The sequence below is a fragment of the Streptomyces sp. YIM 121038 genome, from assembly GCF_006088715.1.
Lineage (GTDB): Bacteria > Actinomycetota > Actinomycetes > Streptomycetales > Streptomycetaceae > Streptomyces.
Map to the genome: position 1 here is coordinate 8,087,987 of NZ_CP030771.1, position 25,918 is coordinate 8,113,904.

At 74.7% G+C, this 25,918-nt stretch carries 2 protein-coding genes; both read left to right on the forward strand.

Annotated features, from left to right (window positions below):
• Nucleotides 1-24: 24 nt before the first annotated feature.
• A complete protein-coding gene (locus C9F11_RS48940; protein ID WP_138963067.1) occupies nucleotides 25-15,675 on the forward strand; it encodes a type I polyketide synthase in 15,651 nt (5,216 codons plus the stop codon).
• On the forward strand, nucleotides 15,676-25,884 hold the full coding sequence (locus C9F11_RS34315) for a type I polyketide synthase (protein WP_138963069.1): 10,209 nt from the start codon (nucleotides 15,676-15,678) through the stop codon (nucleotides 25,882-25,884).
• Nucleotides 25,885-25,918: the final 34 nt, after the last annotated feature.

Consider the following 25,918-nt stretch of genomic DNA (forward strand, 5'->3'; position numbering starts at 1 on the left):
CACGTCCTGAACAGGTGACATTTGATGGCGAATGAAGAGACGCTGCGCGACTATCTCAAGTGGGTTTCGGCGGACCTGCATCAGACGCAGCAACGTCTGAAGGACGTCGAGGCCGCTGCGCAGGAGCCCATCGCGATAACCGCGATGAGCTGCCGCTTCCCCGGCGGTGTGGGCGGCCCGGAAGATCTGTGGCGACTGCTCGCCGAGGGGCGCGACGCCATTTCGGGGCTGCCCACCGACCGCAACTGGGACCTGGAGTCGCTCTACGACCCGGATGCCGCAGGAAAGCAGGGCACCAGCTCCACGGCCCACGGTGGATTCCTGGACCGGGTCGCGGAATTCGACGCGGCATTCTTCGGGATATCCCCGCGCGAGGCCCTGGCGATGGACCCGCAGCAGCGGCTCCTCCTGGAGACCGCGTGGGAGGCGTTCGAGCGCGCGGGCATCGACCCCGCGACGGTCCGCGGCAGCCGCACCGGCGTGTTCGTCGGCACCAACGGCCAGGACTACGCCCCGCTCCTCTTCGAAGCCGAGGAGGACGTCGAGGGCTATGTGAGCACCGGCAACGCGGCCGCCGTCGAGTCCGGCCGCATCGCCTACACCCTCGGCCTCGAAGGCCCCGCCCTCACCGTCGACACGGCCTGCTCCTCGTCCCTGGTCGCCCTGCACCTCGCCGTGCAGGCGCTGCGCCAGGGCGAGTGCGGCATGGCCCTCGTGGCGGGCGTCACCGTCATCTCCACGCCCGGCGTGTTCACCGAGTTCAGCCGCCAGCAGGGCCTGGCCGCGGACGGCCGCTGCAAGGCGTTCGCGGCCGCCGCCGACGGCACCGGCTGGGGCGAGGGCGTCGGCATGCTCCTCGTCGAGCGTCTCTCCGACGCGCGCCGCGCGGGCCGCCCCGTCCTCGCGGTCGTCCGCGGCTCTGCCATCAACCAGGATGGCGCCAGCAACGGCCTCACCGCCCCCAACGGCCCGTCCCAGCAGCGCGTCATCATGCAGGCCCTCGCCAACGCCCGCCTCACGGCGGCCGACGTGGACGCGGTCGAGGCGCACGGCACGGGCACCACGCTGGGCGACCCGATCGAGGCGCAGGCGCTGCTCGCCACGTACGGCCAGGAGCGGCCCGAGGGCGGACAGCCCCTGTGGCTGGGGTCCATCAAGTCCAACATCGGCCACACCCAGGCCGCCGCCGGTGTCGCGGGCCTCATGAAGATGGTCCTGGCCATGCGCCACGGCGTCCTGCCGCAGACCCTGCATGTGGACGAGCCCTCGCCCGAGGTGAACTGGACGGCGGGCGCCGTCGAACTCCTCACCGAGGCCCGGGAGTGGGCCGAGCGCGGGGACGGCGGCCCGCGCCGCGCGGGCATCTCCTCCTTCGGCGTCAGCGGCACCAACGCCCACGTCATCGTGGAGCAGGCGCCGCCGGTCGAGGAGCCGACGGCCGAGGAGGCCTCCGCGACGCCCGTCCCCGAGGAGGCCTCCGGGACGCCCGTCGTCCCGGGCGTGGTGCCCCTCGCCCTCTCCGCGAAGACCCCCGAGGCGCTCCACGCCCAGGCGGGCCGTCTGCGCGCCCACCTCCAGTCCCACCCCGAGTCCGGCACCGACGACCTGGCCTGGACGCTCGCCGTGGCCCGTTCGCGGTTCGAGCACCGGGGCGTCGTCCTCGGCCGCGACCGGGACGACCTCCTCGCCGGGCTTGAGCGGCTCGCCGAGGGCGATGCCACGGCGGGTGGTGTGGTCACGGGCCGTGCGGTGAGTGGCGCGGGTCGTGCGGTGTTCGTGTTCCCGGGTCAGGGTTCGCAGTGGGCCGGGATGGCCGTGGAACTGCTGGAGTCCAGCCCTGTCTTCGCGGAGCGGATGCGTGAATGCGCCGACGCGCTGGCGGAGTTCGTGGACTGGGATCTCCTGGAGGAGTTGAGCGGCGACCGGTTCGACCGGGTGGATGTCGTTCAGCCGGTGTTGTTCGCGGTGATGGTGTCGCTGGCTGCGGTGTGGCAGGCGGCCGGGGTGAAGCCCGCCGCTGTCGTCGGTCACAGCCAGGGCGAGATCGCGGCCGCGTGCGTCGCGGGAGCCCTGTCCCTGCGGGACGCCGCTCGTGTGGTGGCCCTGCGGAGCCTGGCGATTCGTGAGCTGTCGGGTAAGGGCGGCATGGTGTCGGTGCCGCTGCCCGAGTCCGAGGTGCGTGAGCTGATCGCGGGTTGGGCGGGACGGATCGAGGTCGCGGCCGTCAACGGCCCGGCTCAGGTCGTCGTCTCCGGCGAGCCGGAGGCCCTGGAAGAGCTGGTCGCTCACTGCGTCGGGCAGGACATCCGCGCCCGTACGATCCCGGTGGACTACGCCTCGCACTCCTCGTACGTGGAGCAGATCGAGGCGCAGATCCTGGAGGCCCTTGAGGGCGTGAGCCCGCAGGAGGCTCAGGTCCCGCTGTTCTCCACGCTGACCGGCGCCTGGCTGGACGTCCCCATGGACGGCGGCTACTGGTACCGCAACCTGCGTCAGACCGTTCTCTTCGAGCACGCCACCCGAGGCCTGCTCGCCGAGGGCCACGGTCTGTTCCTGGAGATGAGCCCGCACCCGGTCCTGACCGTCCCGGTGCAGGCCACCATCGACGCCACTGACAGCCAGGCCGCGACCCTGGGCTCCCTCCGGCGTGACGACGGGGGCGCCGACCGCCTCGCCGCCTCCCTCGCCGAAGCCCACACGTACGGTGCCGAGCTGGACTGGAAGGCCCTCTTCCCCGGCACGCGCGCGACCGTCGAGCTGCCCACCTACGCCTTCCAACGCGAGCGCTACTGGCCGAAGGCGGCCCCGGCGGGCGCCGGTGACGTGGTGTTCGCGGGGCTGCGCGCCGCCGGGCACCCGCTGCTCGGGGCCGCCGTGTCGCTCGCGGGCGCGGAGGGGCACCTCTTCACGGGGCGGCTCTCGACACAGACCCACCCCTGGCTCGTGGACCACGCGGTGGACGGCGCGATCCTGCTGCCCGGCACGGCCTACGTCGAACTCGCCCTGCGCGCGGGCGACGAGGTCGGCTGCGGCCACCTGGAAGAGCTCACCCTGGAAGCCCCCCTCGTCGTTCCGGAGCAGGGCGCCGTCCAGCTCCAGATCTCCGTCGGCGGCCCCGACGGCTCCGGGCGGCGCGAGCTGAGCCTGTTCGCACGCCCGCAGGACGACACCGACGACACCCCCTGGACGCGGCACTTCACGGGCAGCCTGCTGCCCGCCGCCCCCGCGGAGCCGTCCGCGGAGGCCGGAGAGCTGTCCGCGTGGCCGCCCGCGCGGGCCGAGCGCCTCGACGTGTCCGACCTGTACGAGCGCCTCACGGCCAACGGCCACGGCTACGGACCGCTCTTCCAGGGCCTGCGCGCCGCCTGGCGCCGGGGCGACGACGTCTACGCGGAGATCGAACTCCCGCAGGAGGCGCACGTCGACACGGAGGCCTTCGGGCTGCACCCGGCGCTCTTCGACGCCGCGCTGCACGCGATCGGCCTCGGTGACTTCATCGAGCGCACCGACCGCGCGCACCTGCCCTTCGTCTGGTCGGACGTCACCCTGCACGCCACCGGCGCGACCACCCTGCGGGTGCGCGTGACGTCGGCGGGCACCGACACCGTGGCCGTCCTCGCCGCCGACGCCACCGGTCAGCCCGTGGTCTCCGTCGGGTCCCTCGCGCTGCGCGCCCTGTCCGAGGAGCAGCTGACCGGCGGGCCCCGCCTCGACGCGCTCTTCCAGGTGGAGTGGACGCCCGTCGACGCCCCGGCGACGACGGACGAGCAGCTCGCCTCCGTGGCGCTCCTGGGCGACGACGCCTCCGGCGCGCCGCTCTCCGCGCGGCGGACGTACGCCGACCTGGACGCCCTCACCGCCGCGCTCGACGAGGGCGCCGACCTGCCCGCGACGGTGCTGCTGCCGCTGTTCCCGGTGACCCCGGCCGCCGACGGGACCCGCGGCACGGTCGAACTCGACGCCGTACGGCCCCTGGTGGAGCGCGCGCTCGACGCCGTGCAGGGCTGGCTCGGTGACGAGCGGTTCGAGGCGTCCCGCCTCGCCGTGGTGACGCGCGGCGCCGTCGCGGCCGGCGCCGACGCGCCGGACCCCGTGGCCGCCGCCGTCTGGGGCCTGCTGCGCTCGGCGCAGTCCGAGCACCCGGACCGCTTCGCCCTGCTCGACCTCGACCCGGCCGGGACCGACGACGCCCTGGTGGCCGCCGCGCTCGCCGCCGACGAGCCCGAACTCGCCCTCCGCGAGGGCGCGCTGCGCGCCCCGCGCCTGACCCGCGTACCGCTCCCGGAGACCACCGGGGACAGCGGGACCGGTGACGGCTCGTGGGGTGACGGCACCGTCCTGATCACCGGCGGTACGGGCACCCTGGGCGGCCTGGTGGCCCGCCACCTCGTGACCCGGCACGGCGTACGGGACCTGCTCCTCGTCTCGCGCCGGGGCGAGGCCGCGCCCGGCGCCGCCGAACTCCGCGCGGAGCTGACGGAGTCGGGCGCCCGCGTGCGGCTCGCCGCCTGCGACACGGCCGACCGGGCCGCGCTCGCCGCCCTCCTGGACGAGACCGGCGCCGGGCTCTCCGCGGTCGTGCACGTGGCCGGTGCCCTGGACGACGGCGTGGTCACCGCCCTGACGCCCGAGCGCCTGGACACCGTCCTGCGGCCGAAGGCCGACGCGGCGCTGCACCTGCACGAGCTGACGGCGGGCCTGAACCTCTCCGCCTTCGTCCTGTTCTCCTCGGCCGCCGGTGTCTTCGGCACCCCCGGCCAGGCCAACTACGCGGCCGCCAACGCCTTCCTCGACGCCCTGGCCCACCACCGCAGGGCCCAGGGCCTGCCCGCGACATCCCTCGCCTGGGGCCTGTGGGCCCAGGCCAGCGAGATGACGGCCCACCTGGGCGCGGGTGAACTGGACCGCAGGACGCGCGCCGGAGCGGCTCCCCTCACCAGCGCCGAGGGCCTCGCCCTCTTCGACGCCGCCCACGCCGCGGGCCACCCGCTGACCGTGCCGGTCCGCCTGGACCTCGCGGGCCTGCGCGCCCGCGCCGCGTCCGACGGCGTGCCGCCGCTCCTGCGCACCCTGGTCCGCGCGCCCCAGCGGCGCACCGCGGCCGCCGCCGGGCAGCAGGAGGGCTCCGCCCTCGCCCAGCACGTCGCGGCCCTGCCGGAAGCGGACCGCGAGGAGGAGGTCCTCACGCTGGTGCGCGGCCACGCCGCCGCCGTCCTCGGCTACCCGTCCGCCGACGCCATCGCGCCCGACCGCGCCTTCCGCGAGGTCGGCTTCGACTCGCTCACCGCCGTCGAACTGCGCAACCGCCTCACCGCCGCGACGGGCCTGCGCCTGCCCGCGACGCTCGCCTTCGACTACCCGGCCGCCACCGTCCTCGCCCGGCACGTCCTCGAAGAGCTCCTGGGCACGGACGCGGCGACCCTGCCGCGGGGCACGGCCCGGACGACGGCGGGCGCCGCCCCCGATGACGACGACCCCATCGTGATCGTCTCCATGAGCTGCCGCTACCCGGGCGGCGTCACCACCCCCGAGGACCTCTGGCGCCTGGCCGCCGACGGCGTCGACGCCATCGGCGACCTGCCCGGCGACCGCGGCTGGGACGTCGACGCGCTCTACGACCCCGACCCGGACAGCGCCGGTTCCTTCTACACGCGCGAGGGCGGCTTCCTCTACGACGCCGCCGACTTCGACCCGGCCTTCTTCGGCATCTCGCCGCGCGAGGGCCTGTCCATCGACCCCCAGCAGAGGCTCCTCCTGGAGACCACCTGGGAGGCCTTCGAGCGCGCGGGCATCGACCCGGCGACGGCGCGCGGCAGCGCGACCGGCGTGTTCGTCGGCGTCATGTACAACGACTACGCCACCCACCTCCTGAGCGCCCCCGGCGGCCTCGACGACCTGGAGGGCTACGTCGGCAACGGCAGCGCCGCGAGCGTCGCCTCCGGCCGCATCTCGTACACCTTCGGCCTCGAAGGCCCCGCGGTCACCGTCGACACCGCGTGCTCCTCCTCGCTCGTGGCCCTGCACCTGGCGGCGCAGGCGCTGCGGCAGGGCGAGTGCGACATGGCCCTCGCGGGCGGCGTCGCCGTCATGTCGACCCCCGGTACGTTCATCGAGTTCAGCCGCCAGCGCGGGCTCGCCGCCGACGGCCGCTGCAAGTCCTTCGCGGCCGCCGCCGACGGCACCGGCTGGGGCGAGGGCGTCGGCCTGCTCCTCCTGGAGCGGCTCTCCGACGCCCGCCGCAAGGGCCACCGGGTCCTGGCGGTCGTCCGGGGCTCCGCCGTCAACCAGGACGGCGCCAGCAACGGCCTCACCGCCCCGAACGGGCCCTCGCAGCAGCGCGTGATCCGCGCCGCCCTCGCCAGCGCCGGGCTCTCCACGGAGGACGTCGACGCCGTCGAGGCCCACGGCACCGGCACCACCCTCGGCGACCCCATCGAGGCGCAGGCCCTCATCGCGACGTACGGCAAGGAGCGTGCGGCCGAGCGCCCGCTGTGGCTGGGCTCCCTGAAGTCGAACATCGGCCACACCCAGGCCGCCGCCGGTGTCGCCGGTGTCATCAAGATGGTCATGGCGATGCGGAACGGAGTGCTCCCGCAGACCCTGCACGTGGACGAGCCGACCCCGCAGGTGGACTGGTCCGAGGGCGCCGTCGAGCTCCTCACCGAGGCCCGCGAGTGGGCCGAGCGGGACGGCGGCGGGCCGCGCCGCGCTGGCGTCTCCTCCTTCGGTGTCAGCGGTACCAACGCCCACGTCATCGTGGAGCAGGCGCCGCCGGTCGAGGAGCCGGCGGCCGAGGAGGCCTCCGGGACGCCCGTCGTCCCGGGCATGGTGCCCCTCGCCCTCTCCGCGAAGACGCCCGAGGCGCTGCGGGCCCAGGCGGCCCAGCTGCGTGCCCACCTCCTCGCGGACACCGGGCCGGTCCTCGGCGACCTGGCCTGGACGCTCGCCACGGCCCGTTCGCGGTTCGAGCACCGGGGCGTCGTCCTCGGCCGCGACCGGGACGATCTCCTGGCCGGACTTGAGCGCCTTGCCGAGGGCGAGGGCGCCGCTCAGGGTGTGGTCACGGGCCGCGTACTGGGCGGGACGGTCCGTCCGGTGTTCGTGTTCCCCGGTCAGGGTTCGCAGTGGGCCGGGATGGCCCGCGAACTCCTCGACGAGTCGCCGGTGTTCGCGGAGCGGATGCGCGAGTGCGCCGACGCGCTGTCGGAGTTCGTGGACTGGGATCTGCTGGAGGAGTTGAGCGGCGACCGGTTCGACCGGGTGGATGTCGTTCAGCCGGTGTTGTTCGCGGTGATGGTGTCGCTGGCTGCGGTGTGGCAGGCGGCCGGGGTGAAGCCCGCCGCTGTCGTCGGTCACAGCCAGGGCGAGATCGCGGCCGCGTGCGTCGCGGGAGCCCTGTCCCTGCGGGACGCCGCTCGTGTGGTGGCCCTGCGGAGCCTGGCGATTCGTGAGCTGTCGGGTAAGGGCGGCATGGTGTCGGTGCCGCTGCCCGAGTCCGAGGTGCGTGAGCTGATCGCGGGTTGGGCGGGACGGATCGAGGTCGCGGCCGTCAACGGCCCGGCTCAGGTGGTGGTTTCCGGTGAGCCGGAGGCCCTGGAGGAGCTGGTCGCGCAGTGCGTGGCCCGCGACGTCCGCGCCCGTACGATCCCGGTGGACTACGCCTCGCACTCCGCGTACGTGGAGGAGATCGAGGCGCAGATCCTGGAGGCGCTTGAGGGTGTGAGCCCGCAGGAGGCTCAGGTCCCGCTGTTCTCCACGCTGACCGGCGCCTGGCTGGACGTTCCCATGGACGGCGGCTACTGGTACCGGAACCTGCGTCAGACGGTCCTGTTCGAGCACGCTACGCGTGGTCTTCTCGCTGAGGGCCACGGTCTGTTCCTGGAGATGAGCCCCCACCCGGTGCTCACCGTCCCGGTGCAGGCCACGATCGACGCGACCGACAGCCAGGCCGCCACCCTCGGCTCCCTCCGGCGCGACGAGGGCGGCGAGGCCCGCCTCATGGCCTCCCTCGCCGAAGCCCACGTCCACGGTGCCGAGCTGGACTGGAAGGCCCTCTTCCCCGGCGCCCGCATCGTCGCCGACCTGCCCACCTACGCCTTCCAGCGGCAGCACTACTGGCCCGAGTTCGCGGACGCGGACGACGCCGGACCGCTCGCCGTGGACGAGGTGGAGTCCCGGTTCTGGGAAGCCGTCGAGCGCGAGGACCTTCAGCAGCTCGCCGCCGAGCTGGAGGTGGCGGACGGCTCCGCCGCCGAACTCGGCGCCGTCCTCCCGCTGCTCTCCTCCTGGCGGCGGCAGCGCCGCGAGCGGTCCGAGATCGACGCCTGGCGCTACGCCGTGACCTGGAAGCCGCTGGCGACCAGCTCCCTGTCGTCGTCCGCCCTGTCCGGGCAGTGGCTGCTCGTCCTGCCGGAGAGCGCGGGGGACCACCCGTGGACGGCGGGCGTCAGCGACGCCCTGGCGCGCTCCGGCGCCCGCGCGGTGGAACTGCGGCTCACGGCAGCGGAGTTGACGCGTGAGGCGCTGGCCGTCCGGCTGCGGGAGTTCGCCGGTGCGGAGTTCGCCGGTGTGGTGTCGCTGCTCGGCTTCGAGGAGTCGGTGCACGCGGAGCACGCGGGCGTGCCTGCCGGTCTGGCGGGGACGGTGGCCCTGGTGCAGGCCCTCGGTGACGCCGGGATCGCGGCGCGGCTCTGGGCAGTGACCCGGGGTGCGGTGTCGACCGGCCGCAGTGACCGCGTCGAGAGCCCGGTGCAGGCGCAGCTGTGGGGCCTCGGCCGGGTCGCGGCCCTGGAACACCCGGACCGCTGGGGCGGTCTCATCGACCTGCCGGAGGCCTACGACACCCGGGCGGGCGCGCGCTTCACCGCCGCCCTCGCGGGGATCGAGGACGAGGACCAGCTCGCCGTGCGCGGCTCCGGCGTCGCCGTGCGCCGCCTCGTGCGGTCCGAGACCGCCGGGCAGGCCGGGCCGTGGGCGCCGCGCGGCACCGCGCTGATCACCGGCGGTACGGGGGCGATCGGCGGGCACGTGGCGCGCTGGCTGGCGCGTGAGGGTGTCGAGCACCTGGTGCTCACCAGCCGCCGCGGCCTTGATGCTCCGGGTGCGGTCGAACTCCAGGCGGAGCTTGAGGAGTTGGGTGCCGAGGTCACCGTCGCGGCTTGCGATGTGGCCGACCGGGAGGCCGTCGTGCGCCTCCTCGACCAACTGGCTGCCGACGGACACACCCTGCGGTCCGTCTTCCACACGGCGGGTGTCGGTCAGACGCAGCCGCTGGACGGCATGTCCGCCGCCGACATCGCCGAGGTGTTCGGTGCGAAGACGGCGGGTGCCGCGCACCTCGACGAACTCCTCGACTCCGAGGGTCTCGACGCGTTCGTGCTCTTCTCGTCGAACTCCGGCGTGTGGGGCGGCGGTGGTCAGGGTGCCTACGCGGCCGCCAACGCCTACCTCGACGCGCTCGCCGAATCCCGCCGGGCCCGCGGCCTGCCCGCGACCTCCGTCGCCTGGGGCCTGTGGGCCGGCGGCGGCATGGCCGGGGACGAGGGCACGGAGCACCTGCGCCGCCGCGGCCTCGCGGCGATGGCGCCGGAGCGGGCGATCGCCGCACTCGCCGGGGCCGTCGCGCACGACGAGACGTTCGTGGCCGTCGCGGACGTGGACTGGGAGCGGTTCGCGCCCTCGTTCACGTCGGTGCGGCCCAGTGCCCTCATCGGCGACCTGCCGGAGGTGCGCCGCGCGCTCGCCGACCCCGACGACACCCGGTCCGGCGCGGCCAAGCAGGGCGCCCCGGGCTCCGAGTGGGCCGAACGCCTCGCCGGTCTCGCGGCGGCGGAGCAGGAACGGCAACTCCTCGACCTGGTACGCGGGCAGGCGGCCGCCGTGCTCGGCTACGCGGGCGCCGAGGCGGTCGAGCCGACGCGCGCCTTCCGAGAGCTGGGCTTCGACTCCCTGACGGCGGTCGAGGTCCGCAACCGCATCGCGACGGCCACCGGTCTGAAGCTGCCCACGACCCTCGTCTTCGACTACCCGACGTCGGCTGTCCTCGCGGGCTACCTGCGTACGCAGCTCGTCGGGGAGTCCGAGACCGCCGCCCCGGTCGCGGCCGGGCGCGTGGCGGACGTCGACGACGACCCGATCGCCATCGTGTCCATGAGCTGCCGCTACCCGGGCGGGGTCACCAGCCCCGAGGCCCTGTGGCACCTGCTCGCCGAGGGCGCGGACGCGATGTCCGACTTCCCCGGCGGCCGCGGCTGGGACCTCGAAGCCCTCTACGACGCCGACCCCGCGAACCGCGGCACCAGCTACGCCCGGCAGGGCGGATTCCTCTACGACGCCGACCAGTTCGACCCCGTCTTCTTCGGCATCTCGCCGCGCGAGGCCCTCGCCATGGACCCGCAGCAGCGGCTGCTCCTGGAGACCTCCTGGGAGCTGTTCGAGCGGGCGGGCATCGACCCGGCGGCCCTGCACGGCAGCCAGGCGGGCGTGTTCGTCGGCGCCTCCTCGCAGGGCTACGGCTCCGGTCTGCGCGAGACCCCCGAGGGCGTCGAGGGCTATCTGCTGGCGGGCGGCGCCACGAGCGTCGTCTCCGGCCGCCTTTCGTACGCGTTCGGGCTCGAAGGCCCGGCCGTCACGGTCGACACGGCCTGCTCGTCGTCGCTGGTCGCCATGCACCTGGCGGCCCAGGCCCTGCGGCAGGGCGAGTGTGACCTCGCGCTCGCCGGTGGCGTGACCGTCATGTCCAACCCCGGTGCCTTCATCGAGTTCAGCCGTCAGCGCGGCCTGGCCGCCGACGGCCGCTGCAAGGCGTTCGCGGAGGCGGCGGACGGCACCGGCTGGGGCGAGGGCGTCGGCCTGCTCCTCCTGGAGCGCCTGTCCGACGCCCGCCGCAAGGGCCACCAGGTCCTCGCGGTCCTCCGCGGCTCCGCCGTCAACCAGGACGGCGCCTCCAACGGCCTGACCGCGCCCAACGGCCCGTCCCAGCAGCGCGTCATCCGCGCCGCCCTGGCCAACGCGGGCCTCACGACCGCCGATGTCGACGCGGTCGAGGCCCACGGCACGGGCACCACGCTTGGCGACCCGATCGAGGCGCAGGCTCTCCTCGCCACGTACGGCCAGGAGCGCCCGGCCGAGCGGCCGCTGTGGCTCGGCTCGGTGAAGTCCAACATCGGCCACACGCAGTCCGCCGCCGGTGTCGCCGGTGTCATCAAGATGGTGCTCGCCATGCGGGCGGGCGTCCTGCCGCAGACGCTCCACGTCGACCGGCCGAGCACGCACGTGGACTGGTCGGAAGGGGCCGTCGAACTCCTCACGGAGGCCCGGGAGTGGGCCGGGCGCGAGGACGCGCCGCGTCGCGCGGGTGTGTCGTCCTTCGGTGTGAGCGGCACCAACGCGCACGTGATCGTGGAGCAGGCGCCGGTCGAGGAGCCCGCTGAGGTCGTGGAGCCGGTCGCGCCGGTGACGGCTGTGCCGTGGCTGGTGTCGGCGCGCAGCGCCGACGTGCTGCGTGCGCAGGCCGAGCGGCTGCGCGCGCACGTGGCCGACCGCGAGGAGCTCGACCCGGTCGACGTGGGCTGGTCGCTTCTGTCGGGGCGTGCCGTGCACGAGCACCGGGCGGTGCTCTTCGGCCGGGAGCGGGACGAGTTCCTGACCGGCCTCGACTCGCTCGTCTCCGGCGGCCCGGGAGTGGTGTCCGGCTCGGTCACCGAGGGCCGCCTCGGCGTGGTCTTCACCGGCCAGGGCAGTCAGCGCATCGGGATGGGCCGCGAGCTGTACGAGACGTTCCCGGTGTTCGCGGACGCGTTGGACGAGGTGTGTGCTCATATTGATCCGTGGATAGAACGTTCGCTCCAGAGCGTGATGTTCGGTGCGGACGCCGAGCTGCTTGAGCAGACCGGCTATGCGCAGCCCGCGCTGTTCGCCGTTGAGGTCGCGCTCTTCCGTCTGGCGGAGTCCTTCGGCGTACGCCCGGAGATTGTGGGCGGTCACTCGATTGGTGAGCTGGCGGCCGCGTATGTGGCGGGGTTGTGGTCTCTGGAGGATGCGGCTCAACTGGTCGCTGCGCGGGGCCGGTTGATGCAGGGCCTGCCCGAGGGTGGTGCCATGCTGGCCGTGCAGGCCACAGAAGCGGACGTGCTGCCGCTCCTGTCGGACCGTGTGGGTGTGGCGGCCGTGAACGGCCCCGCTCAGCTGGTGCTCTCCGGCGAGCGCACGGTGCTCGAAGCCCTGGAGCAGACCCTGCGCGGTGAGGGCCGGAAGGTGAAGTGGCTGAAGGTCAGCCACGCCTTCCACTCGCCCCTCATGGCCCCGGCCCTGGACGACTTCCGCAAGGTCGCGGCCAAGCTGACGTACCAGGACCCGGCCCTCCCGGTCGTCTCCAACCTCACCGGTGAACTGGCGGAGCCCGCCGAGCTGAAGGACCCCGAGTACTGGGTCCGCCACATCCGCGAGGCGGTCCGCTTCCACGACGGTGTTAAGGCGCTGGCCGGTCAGGGTGTCACGACCCTCCTGGAGCTAGGCCCGGACGCGGTCCTGACCGCGATGGCTCATGACACGCTCACCGAACCCGCCGCGCAGGCGGGCCTGGTCGCCGCCGTCCGCAAGGACCGCCCCGAGACCGACACCTTCCTGGCCGCCCTCGCGCAGCTGCACGTACGCGGCATCGGCGTGGACTGGAACCCGCTGTACGCCCCGGCCGAGTCCCGGCGCCGCGTCGAGCTGCCCACCTACGCCTTCCAGCACCAGAGCTACTGGCTCCGGCAGAGCGCGGGCGCGGCCGACGTCGAGTCCGCCGGGCTCGTGTCGGCGGGGCACCCGCTTCTCGGCGCAGGGATGCCGCTGGCGGACTCGGACGGCTACCTCTTCACCGGTCGCCTGTCCCTGGCAGCCCAGCCGTGGCTGGCCGACCACGCGGTGGCCGGACGCGTCCTGCTGCCGGGCACGGCCTTCGTGGAGCTGGCCACGTACGCGGGCGGCCAGATCGGCCACGGCGTGCTCGACGAGCTGACGCTCGGCGCACCGCTGGTGCTGCCCGAGCGCGGCAGCATCCAGGTGCAGCTGCGCGTCGAGGCCCCCGACAGCACCGGGCGCAGGGCCCTCAGCCTGCACTCGCGCCCGGAGCCGGGCGACGGCGCCGAAGGCCTGTCGGCCGACGCCTGGACCAAGAACGCCACCGGCACCCTGACCGAGTCCGCCACGGACGCGCCCGCCGCGTCCGACGACCTGACGTCCTGGCCGCCGCGCGACGCCGAGCCGCTCACGGTCGACGGGCTCTACGAGGGACTGTCCACGGCGGGCTACGACTACGGGCCGGTGTTCCAGGGGCTGCGTGCCGCCTGGAAGCGCGGCGACGAGGTGTTCGCCGAGGTCGTGCTGGAGGAGGACGAGCACACGCAGGCCGGTTCCTTCGGGCTGCACCCGGCGATCCTCGACGCCGCCCTGCACGCCCGGGCCGCCGGTGCGGCGGCGCCCACGGAGCCCGGCACCGAACCGGCCACCGGTGGACTGCCCTTCACCTGGACCGGGGTCACCGTGCACGCCACGGGTGCCGCCGCGGTCCGCGTCCGGCTCGCGCCGAACGGCACGGACGGCGTCTCCCTGGACGTCGCGGACGCCACGGGCACGCCGGTCGCCTCGGTCGACGCGCTGGTCTTCCGGCCCATGTCGAAGGACCTCATCGAGCGGATGAGCGGCCAGAACCCGCACGCGGACTCCGTCTTCCACGTCGAGTGGAAGCCGCAGGCCCTGACGGCGGCCGAGCCGGTGGCCCTCATCTCGTACGAGGAGCCGGACGCCGGTGGTGAGGAGTCGGCGGCCGTGGTGTGGCAGGCCGGTGCCCCCGGTGCCTCCGATGGCGAGCTGCGGCCCGAGACCGTGTCGGCGCGCCTCGCCGAGGCGCTGGGTGTCGTACAGGGCTGGCTGGCCGACGAACGGTCGGCGTCCTCGCCCCTCGTCGTCGTGACGCGCGGCGCGGTGGCGGCCGACGCGACGGTGCCGGATCCGGTGGGCGCCGCCGTGTGGGGCCTGGTGCGCTCGGCCCGCTCGGAGCACCCGGGCCGCTTCGTCCTCGTGGACACCGACATCGACACCGACACCGACGGGGGAGTCGATGCGGCCGTGCTCGGCTCCGTCCTGGCGTCGGGCGAACCGGAAGTGGCCGTCCGGGGCGGCTCGCTCTGGGTCCCCAGGCTCTCCCGGGTCGCGCCCCCGGCCACCGACGGCGTCCCGTGGGGCCAGGGCTCCGTCCTGGTGACGGGCGCGTTCGGCGGCCTGGGACGCGTCGTGGCACGGCACCTGGCCGAGCGCCACGGCGTCCGCGAGCTGCTGCTCGTCTCGCGGCGCGGCCTGGAGGCCACCGGAGCCGCCGCTCTGCGCGACGAACTCCAGGCACTCGGCACCCAGGTGACGGTCGCCGCGTGCGACACGGCCGACCGGGACGCCCTCGCCGCGCTCCTCGACGAGCACGGCGCGGACCTCTCGGCGGTCGTCCACGTGGCGGGCGTCCTGGACGACGGCGTGGTCACGTCCCTCACCCCGGAGCGCGTGCGGTCGGTGCTGCGGCCGAAGACGGACGCGGCCCTGAACCTGCACGAGCTGACCGCGGGCCTCGACCTGTCGGCGTTCGTCCTGTTCTCCTCGGCGTCCGGCGTCTTCGGCGGGCCCGGGCAGGCCAACTACGCGGCGGCCAACAGCTTCCTCGACGCCCTCGCGGCCACCCGCCGGGCCCAAGGGCTCCCGGCGACCGCCCTGGCCTGGGGCCTGTGGGCCCAGGACAGTGCCATGACGGGCAACCTGGCCGACGCCGACCTGCAGCGCATGGCGCGCGGCGGAGTCCTCGCGCTCGACACGGACGAGGCCCTGGCCCTGCTCGACCTCGCCCCGGCGAGCGAGCACCCGGCGCTCGTCCCGATCCGCATCGACACCGCCGCCCTGCGCACCCAGCCGCAGGAGACGCTGGCCGCGCTCTTCCGGGGCCTGGTCCGGCCCGCCGTCCGCCGCGCCCGCGGCGCCGACACGGACGCCGCGGCCGCGCCCGCCGACCGTACGGACTCCCTGGCGGCACGCCTGGCGGGCCGCTCCGGCGCCGAGCGCGACCGGATCCTGCTCGACCTCGTCCGTACGCACGTGGCGGGAGTGCTCGGCTACGCGTCGCCGAACGCCGTCGAGCTGAGCCGGGGCTTCCTGGAGCTCGGCTTCGACTCCCTGACGGCCGTGGAGCTGCGCAACCGCCTCAACGCCGAGACCGAGCTGCGGCTGCCCAGCACGCTGATCTTCGACTACCCGAACCCGGCCGCGCTGGCCGAGCACCTGTCGGAGGAACTGCCCACGACCGCAGGCACCACCGACGCCGCCCCGGTCGCCCCCGGCGACCTGGACACGGAGCTCGACCGCCTGGAGAGCGTCCTCAAGGCCGTCGGCGGCGACACCGACGGCACCGAACGCGACCGCGTCGCGGGCCGCCTCCGGTCGCTGCTCACCGCCTGGGACACCACACGCGACACCGCCGCCCCGGTCACGGAGCAGCGGCAGGAGCTCGACGACATCGAAGGCGCGACCGCCGACGAACTCTTCGACCTGCTCGACAACGAGCTCCACACCCCCGCAGAGACAAGCCCGAACACCAGCTCAGACACCGGCTCGGACACAGACCGGCCCGACCGCTTCGAGGAGGCGCTGTAAATGGCGAACGAGGAGAAGTACCTCGACTACCTGAAGCGGGCGACGGCCGACCTGCGCGACGCCCGCCGCCGGGTGCGGGAACTGGAGGACGCCCGCCAGGAGCCCATCGCGATCGTCGGCATGAGCTGCCGCTACCCCGGCGGCGTGAACACGCCCGAGGACCTGTGGCGGCTCGTCGCCGACGGCACCGACGCGATCTCCGCGTTCCCCACCGACCGCGGCTGGGACACGGACGACCTGTTCGACCCGGACCCCGACAAGCAGGGCACCAGCTACACCGCGGAGGGCGGCTTCCTCTACGACGCCCCCCAGTTCGACGCCTCGTTCTTCGGCGTCTCCCCGCGCGAGGCCCTGGCGATGGACCCGCAGCAGCGGCTCCTCCTGGAGACCGCCTGGGAGGCCATCGAGCGCGCCGGCATCGACCCGGTCTCGCTGCGCCGCAGCCGCACCGGCGTCTTCGCGGGCGTCATGTACTACGACTACGCGACCCGACTGCACGCCCTGCCGGAAGGCGTCGAGGGCTACATCGGCACCGGCAACGCGGGCTCCGTCGTCTCCGGCCGCGTCGCCTACACCCTCGGCCTCGAAGGCCCGGCGGTCACCGTCGACACGGCCTGCTCGTCCTCCCTGGTCGCCCTGCACCTGGCCGCGCAGGCGCTGCGCCAGGGCGAGTGCACCCTCGCCCTCGCGGGCGGCGTGACCGTGATGCCCACGGCGGGCACCTTCATCGACTTCAGCCGCCAGCGCGGCCTGTCGACCGACGGCCGCTGCAAGTCCTTCGCCGCCTCGGCGGACGGCACCGGCTGGGGCGAGGGCGCGGGCCTGCTCCTCCTGGAGCGGCTCTCGGACGCGCGCCGCAACGGCCACAAGGTCCTCGCGGTGGTCAAGGGTTCCGCCGTGAACCAGGACGGCGCGAGCAGCGGCCTGACCGCCCCCAACGGCCCCTCGCAGCAGCGCGTCATCCGCGACGCCCTGGCCAGCGCGGGCCTGAAGCCGGGCGACGTCGACGCCGTGGAGGCCCACGGCACCGGCACCACCCTCGGCGACCCCATCGAGGCCCAGGCCGTCATCGCGACGTACGGCAAGGAACACTCGGCGGACCGCCCCCTGTGGCTGGGCTCGCTGAAGTCCAACATCGGCCACACCCAGGCCGCGGCCGGTGTCGCCGGTGTCATCAAGATGGTCATGGCGATGCGCGAGGGCGTCCTGCCGCAGACCCTGCACGTCAATGAGCCGACCCCGCAGGTGGACTGGTCGGCGGGGACCGTCGAGCTGCTGACCGAGGCCCGCGCGTGGGCCGAGCGGGACGGCGGCGGGCCGCGCCGCGCGGGTGTCTCGTCCTTCGGCGTGAGCGGCACCAACGCCCACGTCATCGTGGAGCAGGTACGGGAGCCCGAGGAGCCCGGGACCGCCGATGACGGCCAGGACGCCGCGCCCTCGGTGGTGCCCGGCGTGATCCCGCTGGCCCTCTCGGGCCGCACCCCGGAGGCCCTGCGCGCCCAGGCGGCCCGGCTGCACGCCCACCTCCTCGCCGACACCGGCATCGAACCGGCCGCCGCGGCCTGGTCCCTGGCGGTGGCCCGCTCCCGCTTCGAGCACCGGGGCGTGGTTCTCGGCCGCGACCGGGACGACCTCCTGGCCGGGCTTGAGCGCCTTGCCGACGGCGACGCCCTCACGGGCCGCGCCCTCGGCGGCATGGTCCGTCCGGTGTTCGTCTTCCCGGGTCAGGGTTCGCAGTGGGCCGGGATGGCGCGCGAACTCCTTGATGAGTCGCCGGTGTTCGCGGAGCGGATGCGGGAGTGTGCGGACGCGCTCGCTGAGTTCGTGGACTGGGATCTGCTGGAGGAGCTGGGCGGCGACCGGTTCGACCGGGTGGATGTCGTTCAGCCGGTGTTGTTCGCGGTGATGGTGTCGCTGGCTGCGGTGTGGCAGGCGGCTGGGGTGAAGCCCGCCGCCGTGGTGGGCCACAGCCAGGGTGAGATCGCGGCCGCGTGTGTGGCGGGAGCTCTGTCCTTGCGGGATGCGGCTCGTGTGGTGGCCCTGCGGAGCCTGGCGATTCGTGAGCTGTCGGGTAAGGGCGGCATGGTGTCGGTGCCGCTGCCCGAGTCCGAGGTTCGTGAGGTGATCGCGGGTTGGGCGGGCCGGATCGAGGTCGCGGCCGTCAACGGCCCGGCTCAGGTGGTGGTCTCCGGTGAGCCGGAGGCCCTGGAGGAGCTGGTCGCGCAGTGCGTCGGGCAGGACATCCGCGCTCGTACGATCCCGGTGGACTACGCCTCGCACTCCTCGTACGTGGAGCAGATCGAGGCGCAGATCCTGGAGGCGCTTGAGGGTGTGAGCCCGCAGGCCGCCGAGGTCCCGGTGTACTCGACGCTGACCGGTTCGTGGCTGGACGCGACGCCGATGGACGGCGGCTACTGGTACCGCAACCTGCGTCAGACGGTCCTGTTCGAGCACGCCACGCGAGGCCTTCTGGCCGAGGGCCACGGCCTGTTCCTGGAGATGAGCCCGCACCCGGTCCTGACGGTCCCGGTGCAGGCCACCATCGACGCCACTGACAGCCAGGCCGCCACCCTGGGCTCCCTCCGGCGTGACGACGGGGGCGCCGACCGCCTCGCCGCCTCCCTCGCCGAAGCCCACGTCCACGGCGCCGAGCTGGACTGGAAGTCCCTCTTCCCCGGCACGCGTACGACCGTCGACCTGCCCACCTACCCCTTCCAGCGCGACCACTACTGGATGCTCGCCCCGGACCAGGACGCGGACGGTGACGCCGCGCTGGCCGTGGACGAGGTCGAGGCGCGGTTCTGGGAGGCCGTGGAGCGCGAGGACCTGGCGCAGCTGACGTCCACGCTCGTGGACGTCGACGAGTCGTCGCTGAGCGCGGTCCTTCCGGGCCTCGCGTCCTGGCGGCGGCAGCGGCGCGAGCGGTCGACGATCGACGGATGGCGCTACGCCGTGACCTGGAAGCCGCAGGCGGGCGGCCTGCCCGTGCCCGCGCTCCCGGGCCGCTGGCTGGTCGTCGTACCGGAGAGCGCGGGGGAGGACACCTGGACGCCCGGCGTCGTCGAGGCGCTGGCGCAGGCCGGTGCGGAGGTCGAGGAACTGCGCGTGGCAGCGCAGGAGTTGACGCGTGAGGCGCTGGCCGTCCGGCTGCGGGAGGTCGCTGGCGCGGAGTTCGCCGGTGTGGTGTCGCTGCTCGGCTTCGAGGAGTCGGTGCACGCGGAGCACGCGGGCGTGCCTGCCGGTCTGGCGGGGACGGTGGCTCTGGTGCAGGCTCTCGGTGACGCCGGGATCGCGGCGCGGCTCTGGGCAGTGACCCGGGGTGCGGTGTCGACCGGCCGCAGCGACCGCGTGGAGAGCCCGGTGCAGGCGCAGCTGTGGGGCCTCGGCCGGGTCGTGGCCCTGGAACACCCGGACCGCTGGGGCGGTCTCATCGACCTGCCGCCGTCGTACGACGCGCGCGGCGCCTCCCGGTTCGCGTCGATCCTCACGGGGCTCGGCGACGAGGACCAGCTCGCGGTGCGGGACACGGGCGTGTTCGTACGCCGCTTCGCGCACGCGCCGCTCGACGGCCCGGCGGTGGAGTGGGCGCCGCGCGGCACCGCGCTGATCACCGGTGGTACGGGGGCGATCGGCGGGCACGTGGCGCGCTGGCTGGCGCGTGAGGGTGTCGAGCACCTGGTGCTCACCAGCCGCCGCGGCCTTGATGCTCCGGGCGCGGTCGAACTCCAGGCGGAGCTGGAGGAGTTGGGTGCCGAGGTCACCGTCGCGGCTTGCGATGTGGCCGACCGGGAGGCCGTCGTGCGCCTCCTCGACGACCTGGCCGCCGAGGGACACACCGTCCGCTCCGTCTTCCACGCCGCCGGTGTGAGCCCCTCGTACCCCCTCGCGGACATGTCCGCCGCCGACATCGCCGAGGTGTTCGGTGCGAAGACGGCGGGTGCCGCGCACCTCGACGAACTCCTCGACTCCGAGGGTCTCGACGCGTTCGTGCTCTTCTCGTCGAACTCCGGCGTGTGGGGCGGCGGCGGCCAGGGCGCCTACGCGGCCGCCAACGCCTACCTCGACGCGCTCGCCGCATCCCGCCGGGCCCGCGGCCTGCCCGCGACCTCCGTCGCCTGGGGCGCCTGGGGCGGCAGCGGCATGGCCGCCGAGGAGCAGGCCGAGGAGCACCTGCGGCGCCGGGGCGTGACGGCGATGGCGCCGGAGCGCGCGGTGGCGGCGCTGGCCCAGGCCGTGGCGCACGGCGAGACGTTCCTGGCCGTCGCGGACGTGGACTGGGAGCGGTTCGCGCCCGCCTTCACGTCGGTGCGGCCCAGCCCCTTCATCGGGGACCTGCCGGAGGTACGCCGCGCGCTCGCCGAGCCCGAGACGGCCGCTCCGGCCGGCGCCAAGGGCGCGGGCTCGGAGTGGGCCGAGCGGCTCGCGGGCCTCGCCGAGCGCGAGCAGGAGCGCCAGCTCCTCGACCTCGTACGCGGCCACGCCGCGGCCGTGCTCGGCTACGCGGGCCCGGAAGCCGTCGAACCCGGCCGGGCCTTCCGCGAGCTGGGCTTCGACTCCCTGACCGCCGTCGAGGTCCGCAACCGCATCGCGACGGCCACCGGTCTGAAGCTGCCCACGACCCTCGTCTTCGACTACCCGACGTCGGCTGTCCTCGCGGGCTACCTGCGTACGCAGCTCGTCGGGGAGCCCGAGACCGCCCCGGTCGTGGCCCGGCGCGTGGCGGACGTCGACGACGACCCCATCGCCATCGTCTCCATGAGCTGCCGCTACCCGGGCGGTGCCACCAGCCCCGAGGCCCTGTGGCGCCTCGTCGCCGAGGGCACCGACGCGATCTCCGTCTTCCCCACCGACCGCGGCTGGGGCGCCGACGGGCTCTTCCAGCCGGAGCAGAGCGGCTCCGACGACACGAGCTTCGCCGCGCAGGGCGGCTTCCTCTACGACGTGTCCGAGTTCGACGCCGGTCTCTTCGGCATCTCGCCGCGCGAGGCCCTCGCCATGGACCCGCAGCAGCGGCTGCTCCTGGAGACCTCCTGGGAGTTGTTCGAGCGGGCGGGCATCGCGCCCTCGGCCCTGCACGGCAGCAGCACCGGCGTGTTCGTCGGCGCCTGCTCCCAGGGCTGGTCGGCGGGCCTGGCCCACGCCCCGGAGGGCGTCGAGGGCTACCTGATGACGGGTGACGCGACGAGCGTCATCTCCGGCCGCCTCTCGTACAGCTTCGGGCTCGAAGGCCCGGCCGTCACGGTCGACACGGCCTGCTCGTCCTCGCTGGTCGCGCTGCACCTCGCGGCGCAGGCGCTGCGCCAGGGCGAGTGCGACATGGCCCTCGCGGGCGGCGTCACCGTCATGGTGAGCCCCGCCGCCTTCCTGGAGTTCAGCCGCCAGCGCGGTCTCGCGGGCGACGGCCGCTGCAAGCCGTTCGCCGAGGCGGCGGACGGCACGGGCTGGGGCGAGGGCGTCGGCCTGCTGCTCCTGGAGCGCCTCTCCGACGCCCGCCGCAACGGCCACGACGTTCTCGGCGTCCTACGGGGCTCCGCCATCAACCAGGACGGCGCCAGCAACGGCCTCACCGCCCCCAACGGACCGTCCCAGCAGCGCGTCATCCGCGCCGCCCTGGCCAACGCGGGCCTCACGGCCGCGGAGGTCGACGCCGTCGAGGCCCACGGCACGGGCACGACCCTGGGCGACCCGATCGAGGCGCAGGCGCTGCTCGCCACCTACGGCCAGGACCGCCCCGCGGGCCAGCCGCTGTGGCTGGGCTCCATCAAGTCCAACATCGGCCACACCCAGTCCGCCGCCGGTGTCGCCGGTGTCATCAAGATGGTCATGGCGATGCGCGAGGGGGTCCTGCCGCAGTCCCTGCACGTGGACCGGCCGAGCACGCACGTCGACTGGGCGGCGGGCGCCGTCGAACTCCTCGCCGAGTCGCGCGCGTGGTCCAACCGCCACGACGGCGGGCCGCGCCGCGCGGGCGTCTCGTCCTTCGGCGTGAGCGGCACCAACGCCCACGTCATCGTGGAGGCCTCGCCGGTGGCGGAGCCCGCGGAGCCGGTCGAGCCCGCCTCGCCCGTGACGACGGCGGTGCCGTGGCTGGTGTCCGGCCGCAGCGCGGAGGCCCTGCGGGCGCAGGCCGACCGGCTGCGCGAGCACGTGGTGACGCACACCGGCCTGGACCCGGTGGCCGTCGGCCGGTCGCTGCTCTCGGGACGCTCCGCGCTCGAACACCGGGCCGTGGTCCTGGGCCGCGACAGCGACGAACTCCTCGTCGGCCTCGAAGCACTGGCGTCCGGCGGCCCCGGCGTGGTGTCCGGCTCGGTCACCGAGGGCCGTCTCGGTGTGCTCTTCACCGGCCAGGGCAGTCAGCGCATCGGGATGGGCCGTGAGTTGTACGAGGCGTTCCCGGTGTTCGCGGACGCGTTGGACGAGGTGTGTGCTCATGTTGATCCGTGGATAGAACGTTCGCTCCAGAGCGTGATGTTCGGTGCGGACGCCGAGCTGCTTGAGCAGACCGGCTATGCGCAGCCCGCCCTCTTCGCCGTTGAGGTCGCGCTCTTCCGCCTCGCGGAGTCCTTCGGCGTACGCCCGGAGATCGTGGGCGGTCACTCCATCGGTGAGCTGGCGGCCGCGTATGTGGCCGGGTTGTGGTCTCTGGAGGACGCCGCCCAACTGGTCGCGGCCCGGGGCCGGTTGATGCAGGCCCTCCCGGAGGGCGGCGCGATGCTGGCGGTGCAGGCCACGGAAGCGGATGTCCTGCCGCTTCTGTCGGACCGCGTGGGTGTGGCCGCCGTGAACGGCCCCGCTCAGCTGGTGCTCTCCGGCGAGCGCGCGGCCCTCGAAGGCCTGGAGCAGACCCTGCGTGAGCAGGGCCGGAAGGTGAAGTGGCTGAAGGTCAGCCACGCCTTCCACTCGCCCCTGATGGACCCCGTCCTGGACGACTTCCGGCGCGTGGCGCAGCAGTTGACGTATCAGGACCCGACGTTGCCGGTGGTCTCCAACCTCACCGGTGAGCCGGCGGAGCCCGCCGAGCTGAAGGACCCGGAGTACTGGGTGCGGCACGTCCGTGAGGCGGTGCGCTTCCACGACGGGCTGAAGGCGCTGGCCGGTCAGGGCGTCGCGACCCTCCTGGAGCTGGGCCCCGACGCGGTGCTCACCGCGATGGCGCACGACACGCTCACCGAGCCCACCGCCCAGGCGGGCCTGGTCGCCGCCGTCCGCAAGGACCGCGCGGAGCCCGGCACGTTCCTGACGGCCCTCGCCCAGCTGCACGTGCGCGGCGTCGAGGTCGACTGGACCCCGCTGTACGCGGGCGCGGAGGCGCGCGGCCGGGTCGAGCTGCCCACGTACGCCTTCCAGCGTCGGCGCTACTGGCCGAGCGCGGCCACCGGCGCGGGCGGCGACGTGTCCGCGACAGGACTCGTCGCGGCGGGCCACCCGCTCCTGGGCGCCGCGGTGCCGCTGGCGGACTCGGACGGCCACCTCTTCACCGGGCGGCTTTCGCTGGCGACGCATCCGTGGCTGGCGGATCACGCGGTGGCGGGCCGGGTGCTGCTGCCCGGTACGGCGTTCGTGGAGCTGGCCGTGCGGGCCGGTGACGAGGTCGGCTGCGGGGTGCTTGAGGAGCTGACGCTCGCGGCCCCGCTGGTGCTGCCGGAGCGTGGCGCCGTACAGCTCCAGGTCAGTGTGGGCGCCGAGGACGCCGACGGGCGGCGCGCGGTCGCCCTGCACTCCCGTGAGGAGCGCGAGGACCACGCGGCCGACGGCGGCTGGACCGCGCACGCCACCGGTGTGCTCGCCGACGGCGACCTGCGGCAGCCGGAGTTCCGGCTCGCCGAGTGGCCGCCGCGCGACGCCGCCGAGGTCGATGTCGAGGGCCTCTACCAGCACTTGACGGAACTCGGCTTCTCCTACGGGGAGGCGTTCCAGGGGCTGCGGGCCGCCTGGCGGCGCGGCGACGAGGTGTTCGCCGAGGTCGCGCTCCCGCAGGAGCAGGCCGACAGCGCGCAGGCCTTCCGGCTGCACCCGGCCCTCCTCGACGCGGCCCTGCACGTGCTCGGCCTCGGCGTGCTCCGGGACACGGGGGCCGACGGCGAGGGGGCGCGGCTGCCGTTCGCCTGGAGCGGTGTCTCGCTGCACGCGACCGGGGCGTCCACGCTGCGCGTCCGGCTCGCCCCCGCGGGCGGCGACGGCGTGTCCCTCGCCGTCGCCGACGGGCTCGGCGACCCGGTCGCCACGGTCGACTCGCTGGTCTTCCGGCCGGTCGCGGTGGACCGGCTCGGCGGCGGTGTGGCCGACGACTCGATGTTCCACGTGGAGTGGCGGCCGCAGTCCCTGGCTGCCGCCGAGGGTGTCGCGCCGGTCTCGTACGAGGAGCTGGCCGCGAGCGCGGAACTGCCGGACGCCGTGGTGTGGCGGGCCGGTGGAGCCGAGGGCGCGCCGAGTCCGGAGGCCGTGTCGGCACGCCTCGCCGAGGCGCTGGGCGTGGTGCAGGACTGGCTGGCCGACGAGCGGTTCGCGGCGCTGCCGCTGGTGGTGGTGACGTGCGGTGCCGTCGCCACCGGTGACAGCGCGGTGGATCCGGTGGGCGCGGCGGTGTGGGGCCTGGTGCGGTCGGCCCGCTCCGAGCACCCGGGCCGGTTCGTCCTCGTGGACACCGACACCGACACCGGGGCAGGCCTCAGCAGCGGCTCCGGCTCCCGCTCCGGCTCGGGTTCCGTCCCCGGCGTGGACGAGTCGGTGCTCGCCGCCGTGCTCGCGTCCGGCGAGCCCGAGGTCGCGGTGCGCGACGGCGCGGTCTTCGTGCCGCGACTGTCCCGCGTCCCGGCCACCGGCGGCGCCGACGCACCGTGGGGTGCGGGTTCCGTCCTCGTCACGGGCGCGTTCGGCGGCCTGGGCCGCGAAGTGGTGCGGCACCTGGCCGCGCACCACGGTGTGCGCGACCTGCTCCTCGTCTCGCGCCGCGGCGCGGAGGCCACGGGGGCGGCCGAACTCCTCGACGAGCTCGCCGGGTTCGACGCCGCGGTGACGGTCGCCGCCTGCGACGTGGCCGACCGCGACGCGCTGGCCGCGCTCCTGGACGACAAGGGCACCGACCTCACGGCGGTCGTCCACGTGGCGGGCGTCCTCGACGACGGCGTCGTCACGTCCCTCACCCCGGAGCGCGTCGACACCGTGCTGCGCGCCAAGGTGAACGCGGCGCTCAACCTGCACGAACTCACCGCGGGACGCGACCTGTCGGCCTTCGTCCTGTTCTCCTCCGCCGCCGGAGTCCTCGGCGGCGCGGGCCAGGCGAACTACGCCGCGGCCAACAGCTTCCTGGACGCCCTCGCGGCCTCCCGCCGCGCCCAGGGCCTCCCCGCGACCTCGCTGGCCTGGGGCATGTGGGCCCAGGCCAGCGCGATGACGGGCGGCCTCGCCGACGCCGACCTGCAGCGCATGACCCGCGGCGGCGTCGCCCCGCTGTCCACCCAGGAGGGCCTGGCCCTCCTGGACGCGGCGGTCGGCGCGGCCGACGCGCCCGCCGCCCTCGTGCCCCTCCGCCTGGACCCGGCGTCCCTGCGGGCCGCGGCGGACACGGACGCCGACGGCGTACCGGCGCTGCTGCGCGGCCTGGTCCGCACCCCGGCCCGGCGCGCCGCGGCCGGCGCGGCCACGGCCGAACCGGCGGGCCAGGCACCCCTGATCGCCCGCCTCACGGGGCTCGACGCGGCCGGGCGCGACAAGGTGCTCACCGAACTGGTCTGCACCCACGTGGCGGCCGTCCTCGGCTACGAGTCCGCGGCCGCCGTGGAGGCCCACCGCGCCTTCCGGGAGCTCGGCTTCGACTCGCTCACCGCCGTCGAGCTGCGCAACGCCGTGAACGGGGCCACCGGCCTCCGGCTGCCCGCCACGCTGATCTTCGACTACCCGACCCCGGCCGCCCTGGCGGCCCACCTCGCCACCGCGCTGCCGCTCGGCGGCGCGGCGGACGGGGGCGGCCTGTCCGTGCTCGACGAGCTGGACCGCCTGGAGTCGGCCCTCCTCGCGATGGAAGCCGACAGCATCGCCCAGTCGAAGATCACCATCCGGCTCCAGACCCTCCTGTCGCGCTGGAGCGCCCCCCAGAGCCAGACGGCCAGGCCCGCAGGCCCCGCGGACGAGGACGACCTGGACCTGGACGCGGTCTCGGACGAGGAACTCTTCGACGCGCTCGACGACGAACTCGGCCTCACCTGACGTGCCCGCAGCATCCGAAAGACCCGAAGTGAAC

Bases quoted from the DNA above. Each gene is read 5' to 3' on its own strand.
- C9F11_RS48940 (WP_138963067.1), top strand. From the start codon at position 25: ATGGCGAATGAAGAGACGCTGCGCGACTATCTCAAGTGGGTTTCGGCG.
- C9F11_RS34315 (WP_138963069.1), top strand. From the start codon at position 15,676: ATGGCGAACGAGGAGAAGTACCTCGACTACCTGAAGCGGGCGACGGCC.